The sequence below is a fragment of the Streptomyces sp. NPDC002133 genome, from assembly GCF_040296405.1.
In the GTDB taxonomy this organism is placed as follows: Bacteria; Actinomycetota; Actinomycetes; order Streptomycetales; family Streptomycetaceae; genus Streptomyces.
This window is the reverse complement of record NZ_JBEOXF010000046.1, coordinates 55,380-65,190: the sequence shown is the minus strand read 5'-3', so window position 1 is coordinate 65,190 and position 9,811 is coordinate 55,380. Positions and strand designations below refer to the sequence as shown.

Below are 9,811 nucleotides of genomic sequence, written 5' to 3'. Positions count from 1 at the left end.
TGAGCCGGCCGGACGAGATCGCCTACTACCTCGCCTATGCACCCCTGGATGTCCGCGTGGACGAGCTGGTGCGAGTGGCCGGTGCCCGGTGGGCGATCGAGGAGTGTTTCCAGGCGGCGAAGAACGAGTGTGGCCTGGACGAGTACGAGGTCCGCCGCTACGTCGGCTGGTACCGGCACATCACCCTTGCCATGCTTGCACACGCCTTCCTCGCGGTGATGAGTGCGCGAGCAGCCGAAAAGGGGGCTCCAGCGATGGGAAGGCCGAGGTCATCGAGCTCACTGTGGCAGAAGTCCGGCGACTCCTGGCAGCTCACGCACCCCCAGACCCCCGCGCCCGCACCCACGCGTTGAACTGGTCGCGCTGGCGCCGGCGACGCCAAGCGGTTGCGCGCCGTTGTCACTACCACCGTCGTGGGCACTCCTTCGAGGGGCGGGCGAGCAGAAGCCGTCCGTGACGGCATCCTGCCCGCTACACTCCCACCGCTCGACGTTTCCCCAGGTCAAGCCACGAAGTACTGCTGGAGTACTAGACCTCGAAGACCGCCGTCACCGGCGCATGGTCGCTCCACCGCTCACCATGACTCGCCGCCCGCTCCACGTACGCCTTCACACACTTCCCGGCCAGCCGCGGCGTCCCGACCAGCAGGTCGATCCGCCACCCCGTGTCGTTGTCGAAGGCCCGGCCGCGGTACGACCACCACGAGTACGGCCCCTCCTGCTCGGGATGCATCGCCCGCACGACGTCCACGTACCCCGCGCCGTCCTCCCCGTCGTCGTACACACGGCCGAGCCACTCGCGCTCCTCCGGCAGGAATCCGGAGTTCTTCCTGTTGCCCTTCCAGTTCCTGAGGTCGGCCTCCCGGTGCGCGATGTTCCAGTCGCCGCACACCAGTACGTCACGGCCCCCGGCCGCCGCCCGCTCCCTCAGGCCCTTGAGATACGGAAGGAACGCGTCCATGAAGCGGAACTTCTCGTCCTGCCGCTCGGTGCCGACCTCACCCGAGGGCAGATAGAGGCTCGCCACCGTGACACCGGGCAGGTCGACCTCGACATAGCGGCCGCTGCCGTCGAACTCCTCACTGCCGAACCCGGTCCGCACGGCGTCCGGCTCGCGCCGCGAGTGGACGGCGACGCCCGCGCGGCCCTTCGCAGCGGCGGGCACGTGGACCACGTACCAGCCCTCGGGGGCGCGGACCTCCTCGGGGAGCTGGTGCGCCTCGGCCCGTACCTCCTGCAGGCACACCACATCGGCGGATGTCTGCGCCAGCCACTCGACGAAGCCCTTCTTCGCGGCGGCGCGCAGTCCGTTGACATTCACGGTGGTCACGGTGAGCATCCCGGCACAATATCCGAGAGTCACCACGTGCATACATGTACGATACTGCGCATGGATATCCGACCGCTTTCGACCACCCCGACGCCGTCAAACTCAACGACCAGGTGCAGCTCGAATACGTCGCGCGCTACGGCGACGGGGGCGATGTCACACCGCTCGACGCGTCAATGTTCCGCCCGCCGCGTGGACTCTACCTGCTCGCGTACGACGAGCTGGGCCGCCCCGTCGCCACCGGCGGCTGGCGCTCCCAGGACAGGAACGACGAAGGGTACGAGGACGGCGACGCCGAGCTGAAGCGGATGTACGTCGTCCCGGAGGCGCGCGGCCTGGGCCTCGCCCGGCACATCCTGGCGGCACTGGAGGAGGACGCCCGCGCCGCCGGCCGGACCCGCATGGTGCTGGAGACCGGCACGGCCCAGCCCGAGGCGATCGGGCTGTACACGTCGAGCGGCTACGAACTGTGCGCGAAGTTCGGTCACTACCGGGAGTACGAGAGCAGCCGCTGCTTCGCCAAATCGCTCACGTCATGATCCGACCGGGGCCCGATCAAGGCCCGACGGCGACCCGACGACGACCCGCCGGCGACCCGGCAATGACCTGACGCGCTCCTGACAGAACCTGTGCCTCCGTGGCACCCTGCCTCACGCACGCCGATCCGCACCGTTCTCATCCCCACACCTGCCACGGCAGAAGGAGACATGCGTGAGACGCCATCGCACAGCCGCAGGCATTCTGTCAGCCGTCGGAGCCCTGCTCACGGGCGGCCTGACGACCGCCAACGCGGCCACCCCCGCACCGGTTTCGGCCCACAGCGTCCCGGCCGCCGCACAGCACACGGCGGCCGCCTTCTGGACCGCGGACCGGATGCGGAGCGCCACCCCGCTCGATCTGCACCTCGGCACGAGCGCGCTCAAGGCCCTCAAGGCCCCGAAGCCCGGCGGCGTCACGACGACCGTCGCGCCCACTCCCGCCGCCGTCGCACCCACCGCCTTCCCGCAGGCGGGCGGCCCCTGGACGGGTGGCGGCGCCGTCGTGAAGACCTCCGGCCGGGTGTTCTTCACCTTCCAGGGCCGTACGGCATCCTGCTCCGGGAACGCCGTGACCGGTCAGAACGCCAGCACGGTCATCACGGCCGGGCACTGCGTCAAGTACCAGGGCAGCTGGCACACCAACTGGGTCTTCGTGCCCGCATACGACAACGGCCAGGCCCCGTACGGCCAGTGGGCCGCGTCGAAGACACTCACCACCCCGCAGTGGGAGGCGAGCGAGGACATCAACCACGACATCGGCGCAGCGGTCGTCGCCCCGCTGAACGGCCAGAAGCTCACCTCGGTCACCGGCGCGCAGGGCATCCAGTTCAACGGCGGCTACAACAAGCAGATGTACGCCTTCGGCTTCCCGGCCGCGTCCCCGTACGACGGCACGAAGCTGATCCACTGCAGCGGGAACAGCTCACGCGACTTCCTCTTCTCGCAGGACCACAGCCTGGGGTGCAACATGACAGGCGGCTCCAGCGGCGGTCCCTGGTTCACCGGCTTCAGCGAGACGGCGGGCACCGGTCTGCAGGTCTCGGTGAACAGCTTCGGCTACACCTTCCTGCCGAACCGGATGTTCGGCCCGTACTTCGGCAATGAGGCGAAGGCGCTGTACGACAAGGCGCAGGTGTCCTGAACCCCGGTGTGGCCGGCGGGGCGCACCCCTTGCCGGCCACACCCCGCGCCCCTCACCGGCGCGGCGGCGGAAGGGCAGCCGTGAGACATCGGGTCCCTCGACGGGCCCGGACGAGACCGAACACCCGCACGGCCATGGACGCGGCTCGTCCCGCACAGCGAGGATCTCCGGCATGGCGACGACACCGCACTGGGCGGACTTCCAGTACGAGATCTATCTGAACGGCATGACGGGCACCGTGCCACGGCTGCCCACCGATCTGACCCGGCTCGAGGAGCTGGCCGAGCACCGCCTCGGCCCCGGCCCGTTCGGCTATGTGGCGGGCAGCGCGGGCAGCGGCAGCACCGCGCGCGCCAATCGCGCCGCCCTCGACCGCTGGCGGATCGTGCCGCGCATGCTGCGCGACGTGCACCAGCGGGACCTCGCTGTGGAGGTGCTGGGGCGGACGATCCCGGCGCCGGTGGCCCTCGCGCCCGTCGGCGTACTGTCGATCATGCACCCGGACGCGGAGCCGGCCGCCGCGCGTGCGGCCGCCGCGCGCGGAGTGCCGTACATCCTGTCCTCGGCGTCGAGCACGCCGATGGAGCAGGTCGCCGAGGCGATGGGCGACGGGGAGCGGTGGTTCCAGCTGTACTGGGCCAAGGACCGCGAGGTGACGGCGAGTTTCCTGGCGCGGGCGAAGGCCGCCGGGTTCACGGCGCTGATCGTCACCCTGGACACTCCGCTGCTGGCCTGGCGGCCCCGCGACCTGGACCAGGCGTATCTGCCGTTCCTCCACGGCGTCGGCACGGCGAACTACTTCTCCGACCCCGCCTTCCAGGCCGGTCTCGCCAAGCCCGTGCACGAGGATCCGAACGCGGCCGTGATGCACTTCGTGGGCATGTTCGCCGACCCGGCCAAGACCTGGCCGGACCTCGGCTTCCTGCGCGAGCACTGGGACGGCCCCATCGTGCTGAAGGGCATCCTGCACCCGGACGACGCGCGCCGCGCGGCCGACGCGGGCATGGACGGCGTGGTGGTCTCGAACCACGGCGGGCGCCAGGTAGCAGGGTCCGTGGCCGCGGCCGACGCGCTGCCTCGGGTCGTCGAGGCGGTCGGCGACCGCCTGACCGTACTCTTCGACAGCGGCATACGCACGGGCGACGACATCTTCAAGGCCCTCGCGCTGGGCGCCCGCGCCGTGCTGCTGGGCCGCCCGTACGCGTACGGCCTCGGCCTCGACGGGCAGGCGGGCGTCGACCACGTCATCCGCTGTCTGCTGGCCGAGTTCGACCTGACGCTGGCGCTGTCGGGCCACGCAGGTCCGGGTTCGCTGACCACCGACGACCTCGTCAGGGAGTCCGCATGAGCACCGGCATGAACACGAGCACGGGCAACCTCGCCGCCGGAGACGGCCCCAAGAACGTCCTCGCCGTCATCTCCCCCCACGTCGGGGGGCGTACCGCCGGGGCGGCCCTCGCCGGTCTGCTGCCCGGCGCCCGGGTGACGGTCGTCGAGACGACGGACGAGGACCCCGCCGCCCTGCGGGACGCGCACGTCATCGTCACCGGGCTCGGCCCGGTGACCGCCGGCCACATCGCCGCCGCCCCCGCGCTGGAACTCGTCCAGTGCGCGAGCCACGGTTACGACTACATCGACCTGGACGCCGCCCGCGCCCGTTCCGTGGCCGTCTGCAACATCGGCTCCAGCGGCGCGGAGAGTCGATGCGTGGCCGAGCAGACCTTCGCCCTCATGCTCGCCCTCGCCAAACAGCTGATCCCCGCCCACACCGCCCTCGTCGACGCCGACTGGGCACTTCCGCGCCTCCAGCGGTCCCTCACCGAACTGTCGGGCAAGACACTGGGCATCGTCGGGCTCGGTCACATCGGCAAGGAAGTCGCCCGCCGCGCGGTCGCGTTCGACATGAAGATCCTCTACTCCGGCCGGAACCGTGTGCCGCAGGAGACCGAGAACCGCCTCGGCGGCGCCCGTCACGTCCCCCTCGACGACCTCCTGCGCGCGTCCGACTACATCACCCTCCACGCCCCGCTGACCGACGACACCCGTCACCTCATCGACGACGCCCGCCTCGCCCTCCTCAAGCCGACGGCCTTCCTCGTCAACACCGCCCGCGGCGCCCTCGTCGACCAGGACGCCCTGGCCGACGCCCTGGCCTCGGGCACCCTGGCGGGCGCGGGCATCGACGTCTTCGACCCCGAACCGCCGACCGCGGCCCTCCGCCTGCTCAAGTCCCCGAACGTCGTCCTGTCCCCGCACGTCGCCGGCGTCACCCGCGAGACGCTGGTCCGCATCGCCCTGGCGGCCGTCCAGAACGTGATCGGCCACATGGACGGCAAACCGCTGCGGGACGTCGTGGCGTAGCCCGCCGCTCCGCCGGCCGCCGGCTCGAGGCACCGGCGGCCGCTGCCTTTTCCGGCCACCGGTCACCGGTCACCGGTCACCGGCAGAGGGCGGCGGAGGACGAGGGCCGTGGGGAACTGTGGCCCGCGGCGTTCGCCGTCCGTATCCCGGGCAGTCATGGGGCGTCCGCCGGGAGGTACCCCGCGCGCGCTGTCCTTGGGGCGCTTCTCGCCAGTTCCCTACTAGCAGAGGTCACCTCACCCATGGCAGAACTCAACCGCCGTCGCTTCCTTCAGTTGGCGGGGGGCGCCACCGGGCTCACCCTGCTGTCCGACAGCATCGCCAGGGCTGCCGCCATCCCCGCCCAGGGCAGCACGGGCACCCTCCAGGACGTCGAGCACATCGTCGTCCTGATGCAGGAGAACCGCTCCTTCGACCACTACTTCGGTGCGATGAGGGGCGTACGCGGCTTCGGCGACCCGCGCCCCGTCACCCTGCCCAGCGGCAAGTCCGTGTGGAACCAGGCGGACGGCAAGAAAGTGACGCTGCCGTTCCGGCCCCCGAGCGACGACCTCGGCATGGAGTTCCTCCAGGGCCTCAACCACGACTGGGCGGGCGGCCAGAAGGCGTTCAACCACGGCAAGTACGACCAGTGGGTGCCTGCGAAGACCGCCACCACCATGGCGTACCTGACACGCGAGGACATCCCGTTCCACTACGCGCTCGCCGACGCCTTCACCATCTGCGACGCGTACCACTGCTCCTTCATCGGCTCCACCGACCCGAACCGCTACTACATGTGGACGGGCCACACCGGCAACGACGGCAAGGGCGGCGGCCCGGTCCTCAACAACGCCGAGGCCGGGTACGACTGGACCACGTACCCCGAGCGTCTCGAAGCGGCCGGGATCTCCTGGAAGATCTACCAGGACATCGGCGACGGCCTCGACGCCGCCGGCCACTGGGGCTGGATAGACGACGCCTATCGCGGCAACTACGGCGACAACTCCCTGCTGTACTTCAACAAGTACCGGAACGCCCAGCCCGGCAACCCGCTGCACGAGAAGGCCCGCACGGGCACCGACGCATCGAAGGGCGACGGCTTCTTCGACGTCCTCCGCGCCGACGTCCAGGCGGGCCGGCTCCCGCAGGTCTCCTGGATCGCCGCCCCCGAGGCATTCTCGGAGCACTCCAACTGGCCCTCCAACTACGGTGCCTGGTACATCGCACAGGTCCTCGACGCCCTGACGTCGGACCCCGACGTGTGGGCCCGTACCGCCCTGTTCATCACCTACGACGAGAACGACGGCTTCTTCGACCACGTGGTGCCGCCGTACGTGCCGGCGTCCGCGGCCCAGGGCCTGTCCACGACCCCGACGGCACTGGACTGGTTCCCGGGTGCGTCCGGCTATGTCGCCGGACCGTACGGCCTCGGTCCCCGCGTGCCCATGCTCGTCGTCTCCCCCTGGAGCACCGGCGGCTACACCTGCTCCGAGACCTTCGACCACACCTCGATCGTCCGCTTCATGGAGCGCCGCTTCGGGGTCCGGGAACCGAACATCTCGCCGTGGCGGCGCGCCGTATGCGGCGACCTGACCTCCGCCTTCGACTTCGCGCGTACGGAGACGGTGCCGGCCGAACTGCCGCCGACCGCCGACTACTACCCGCCGGACAACGACCGCCACCCCGACTTCCTGGCCCCCGCCCCGGCCGTCGGCGCGATGCCCCGGCAGGAGCCGGGCACCAAGCCCACCCGCCCGCTCGCGTACGCGCCGTACGTGGACGGTTCAGCGGACATCACCACCGGCAAGTACCGGCTCACCTTCAGCGGCGGGCACGACGCGGGCGCCCAGTTCTACGTCACCTCGGCGAACCGCACCGACGCGCCCTGGACGTACACGACCGAGGCGGGCAAGTCGATCGCGGACAGCTGGAACACGAAGTACTCGAAGGGCATCACGGACCTGACCGTCCACGGCCCGAACGGCTTCCTGCGCCGCTTCCGCAACCCGGGGAAGACCGCAGGCCCCGAGGTCACCGCCCGCCACAACGCGGCCACCGGCAATCTCGACCTGACCTTCACCCATGCCGGTACGGCCGACGCCCGGCTCACCGTCACCAACGTCTACACGGGCGCTCCGCGGACCTTCACGGTCCGCAAGGGTGCGACTGTCAGGCACTCGGTCGACCTGAGCACCTGCCGCGACTGGTACGACGTGACGGTCACCTCCACGACCTCGTCCGACTTCATCCGGCGCTTCGCGGGCCACGTCGAAACCGGCGCCCCGGGCCTGTCCGACCCGGGCATCCTCACCGCCTGATCCGGTCCTCGGCCGTCTGCAGCACGCGCCGCTCCAGCACCGCGAGGTGCTCGGGGCGGCGCGTACGCGCATGTCTGAGCAGCATGTCCCGCGCCGTCGCACCGACCCGCCGCTTCTTCGGATGCCGGCCCGTGAACCCCTCGCTCGCGAAGAACTCCACGGCCCCGTCCAGCCCGACCGCATCGCTCTCCCGCACGGCCCACGCCAGCTCCTCCGTCACCGCCGCCTCCAGCAGCGCGAGCGGTGCACACCGGGCCAGCAGCCGGGCGGCACCCCCACCGGCCGGCGCCTTCCCCAGCCACCCGAACACCACTGCCGGCCGCACGCCCTGCACACTGCCGGCGCCCGGGGCGTCGCCCCGTGCCCACCCTTCTGCGTACTCCCGCAACGCCCCCGGCGCGGCCGCGGCCCAGGCGGCCCGGTGCCGGCCGGGGATGCCGCCCGGATCCGCTGGATCCAGCAGCCGCGGCCAGTTCCCGTGGAAGCGGCGGATGCGCTGACCGGCGGCGTCGTACAGCGTGAGCCGACTCTCGTCCTGGCACATGCACACGAGATCGTCCGGCGGCATCGGCGCGTCCACCAGGACGGCCACCAACTCCCGTACTTCTTCGGGGTCGATGATCTCGTACGACGAGGGGTGCGCGGGAAAGACGGAGGTCCGCGCGTGATCCGACACGACGATGCGCACGGCCCTGGCCATAGGCTTCACATGGTGATCGTAGAGCGGAACCGGGCAGCCCGGCTCGACGGTCCCGGGACCGCCGGCGCCTGGTCTCCACGGTTGGCGAGGAACTCCAGCGTCACGGTCGTCCTCGGGCCGTCCGCGTCGATGGACTTCACCTCCAGACCCGACTCGTCCAGGGCGTTGCGGAAGGTGGTGGCGTCGTCCGGCAGACCGGGGAGGAAGGTGCGGAGACCTGCGATGGTCAGTTTCACTGGTGGCCTCGGTGAAGATTGTTCAGCAGACGCTGGTCCGATCCGTAGAGCGGGCGCACCTTGGTCACGCCCAGCAACTGCGAGGTCATTCGGGTGGTGCCCCAGCCGAAGGCGATGCCCGTGATCCCGTCGCGGTCGTAGCCGAACTCGCGCAGGACGGCAGGGTGGATCATGCCGGCGCCGATGATGGTGACCCAGCCGATGTGGTGGCAGGCCTCGCATCCGTCGCCGCCGCAGTTGGTGCACGCGATGTCGAGACCGAGGGACGGCTCGGTATAGGGGTAGTACTTGGGCTTGAAGCGGAACTTGATGTCCTCGCCGTACAGTTCCTTCGCGACGAAGCCGAGCAGGCTCTTGAGGTGGCCGACGCTCAGACCCGGCTCCAGCCAAAAGCCCTCCAGCTGGTGGAACATGGCCAGGTGGGTGGCGTCCACGGCCTCGTTCCGGTAGACCCGGCCGGCGGCCGCGACCTTGATCGGGACCTCGCGTCCCTCGCCGAGGATCCGCGCCTGCACGGTCGTGGTGTGGGAGCGCAGCAGCTTCCCGGCGTCCAGCCAGAAGGTGTCCTGCATGTCGCGGGCCGGGTGGTGCTTCGGGATGTTGAGGGCGTCGAAGTTGTGGTAAGCGTCCTCGACTTCGGGACCCTCGGCACGTTCAAGACTCCGTTGGGAAAGGGACGAACCGCTGGCCATGGAGGTCGCTATGACTCACGGACCGCAGGTCAAGTGATCCACTCCCAGCCAGAGTCAGAGCCAGGATGTCCGCCTTGTCCATTTGCCAACGGAGTCGTTCAAAGCCGAGCTTCCGCAGGACGGTCAGACAGCGCTGCTCGACCTCGGTGAGTGGGTGCCAGGACCCCACTCGGTGGGCCTGACCGGGCAGGGTGACGTCCAGCCACTCCGCTTCCAGTTGCTTGGCCGTCTCGGCCTTGCGGGCGGCACTCACTCTGGCGTCGATCTCGCCCTGCATCTGCTGCGAGAGCTCGTTCAACCGGGCGGCGTACGCGCGACGCTCCTCTTCGGGAAGCTCCGGCAGGCGACGAAATTCTTCCTTGATAAAGCTGCGCCGGCCCAGAAACGAAGTCCGCAGCGCTTCGAGCTCGGACCTTTGTGACGCTTTGGACAATTCCTCCATGAAGGATCGCCGCAAGCTCTCGATGTCTGTCAACTCACCCACTCCGTAGTTCTCTGTGCAACCCGACAGGG

The 9,811-nt window shown here is 70.0% G+C and carries 10 protein-coding genes and 1 pseudogene; 6 read left to right on the top strand and 5 right to left on the bottom strand.

The window, feature by feature from the left end; translation table 11 throughout:
• Window positions 1–353 (top strand): annotated as a pseudogene (locus ABT078_RS31375) (IS701 family transposase); the annotation flags it as partial.
• Window positions 354–528: 175 nt separating this feature from the next.
• Here the strand turns inward: ABT078_RS31375 and ABT078_RS31370 are convergent.
• On the bottom strand, window positions 529–1,338 hold the full coding sequence (locus ABT078_RS31370; RefSeq protein ID WP_351233703.1) for an exodeoxyribonuclease III: 810 nt from the start codon (window positions 1,336–1,338) through the stop codon (window positions 529–531).
• Between the two features lie 35 nt (window positions 1,339–1,373).
• Here ABT078_RS31370 and ABT078_RS31365 point away from each other — a divergent pair, with 35 nt between their 5' ends.
• From ABT078_RS31365 to ABT078_RS31345, 5 genes are all read left to right on the top strand, one after another.
• On the top strand, window positions 1,374–1,868 hold the full coding sequence (locus ABT078_RS31365; RefSeq protein WP_351233686.1) for a GNAT family N-acetyltransferase: 495 nt from the start codon (window positions 1,374–1,376) through the stop codon (window positions 1,866–1,868).
• Window positions 1,869–2,040: 172 nt separating this feature from the next.
• The gene (locus ABT078_RS31360) at window positions 2,041–3,009 is read left to right on the top strand and encodes a trypsin-like serine peptidase (RefSeq protein ID WP_351233684.1); all 969 of its coding nucleotides are present in this window, start codon (window positions 2,041–2,043) and stop codon (window positions 3,007–3,009) included.
• Between the two features lie 172 nt (window positions 3,010–3,181).
• A complete protein-coding gene (locus ABT078_RS31355) occupies window positions 3,182–4,357 on the top strand; it encodes a lactate 2-monooxygenase (protein ID WP_351233682.1) in 1,176 nt (391 codons plus the stop codon).
• The gene (locus ABT078_RS31350; RefSeq protein WP_351233680.1) at window positions 4,354–5,370 is read left to right on the top strand and encodes a 2-hydroxyacid dehydrogenase; all 1,017 of its coding nucleotides are present in this window, start codon (window positions 4,354–4,356) and stop codon (window positions 5,368–5,370) included. Before ABT078_RS31355 ends, ABT078_RS31350 begins: the two co-directional genes overlap by 4 nt.
• A gap of 242 nt (window positions 5,371–5,612) precedes the next feature.
• Window positions 5,613–7,670 (top strand): phosphocholine-specific phospholipase C, encoded by a 2,058-nt coding sequence (locus ABT078_RS31345; RefSeq protein WP_351233678.1) that lies wholly within the window; start codon window positions 5,613–5,615, stop codon window positions 7,668–7,670.
• Here ABT078_RS31345 and ABT078_RS31340 read toward each other — a convergent pair.
• The 4 genes from ABT078_RS31340 to ABT078_RS31325 are packed head-to-tail and all read right to left on the bottom strand — an operon-like array spanning window position 7,660 to window position 9,773.
• Window positions 7,660–8,379, bottom strand: coding sequence for a hypothetical protein (locus ABT078_RS31340; protein WP_351233676.1), 720 nt, complete (start codon window positions 8,377–8,379; stop codon window positions 7,660–7,662). The two genes, ABT078_RS31345 and ABT078_RS31340, sit on opposite strands and share 11 nt — an antisense overlap.
• Window positions 8,376–8,606: a hypothetical protein gene (locus tag ABT078_RS31335; protein WP_351233674.1), complete on the bottom strand. Its 231-nt coding sequence runs from the start codon at window positions 8,604–8,606 to the stop codon at window positions 8,376–8,378. The genes ABT078_RS31340 and ABT078_RS31335 overlap by 4 nt, the downstream gene beginning before the upstream one ends.
• Window positions 8,603–9,298, bottom strand: coding sequence for a tRNA ligase subunit PheS family protein (locus ABT078_RS31330; protein WP_351233672.1), 696 nt, complete (start codon window positions 9,296–9,298; stop codon window positions 8,603–8,605). Before ABT078_RS31330 ends, ABT078_RS31335 begins: the two co-directional genes overlap by 4 nt.
• Window positions 9,261–9,773, bottom strand: coding sequence for a hypothetical protein (locus ABT078_RS31325; RefSeq protein ID WP_351233670.1), 513 nt, complete (start codon window positions 9,771–9,773; stop codon window positions 9,261–9,263). The genes ABT078_RS31330 and ABT078_RS31325 overlap by 38 nt, the downstream gene beginning before the upstream one ends.
• Window positions 9,774–9,811 lie beyond the last annotated feature (38 nt).

Bases quoted from the DNA above. Each gene is read 5' to 3' on its own strand.
- ABT078_RS31370 (WP_351233703.1), bottom strand. From the start codon at position 1,338: ATGCTCACCGTGACCACCGTGAATGTCAACGGACTGCGCGCCGCCGCG.
- ABT078_RS31365 (WP_351233686.1), top strand. From the start codon at position 1,374: ATGTACGATACTGCGCATGGATATCCGACCGCTTTCGACCACCCCGAC.
- ABT078_RS31355 (WP_351233682.1), top strand. From the start codon at position 3,182: ATGGCGACGACACCGCACTGGGCGGACTTCCAGTACGAGATCTATCTG.
- ABT078_RS31350 (WP_351233680.1), top strand. From the start codon at position 4,354: ATGAGCACCGGCATGAACACGAGCACGGGCAACCTCGCCGCCGGAGAC.
- ABT078_RS31345 (WP_351233678.1), top strand. From the start codon at position 5,613: ATGGCAGAACTCAACCGCCGTCGCTTCCTTCAGTTGGCGGGGGGCGCC.
- ABT078_RS31330 (WP_351233672.1), bottom strand. From the start codon at position 9,298: ATGGCCAGCGGTTCGTCCCTTTCCCAACGGAGTCTTGAACGTGCCGAG.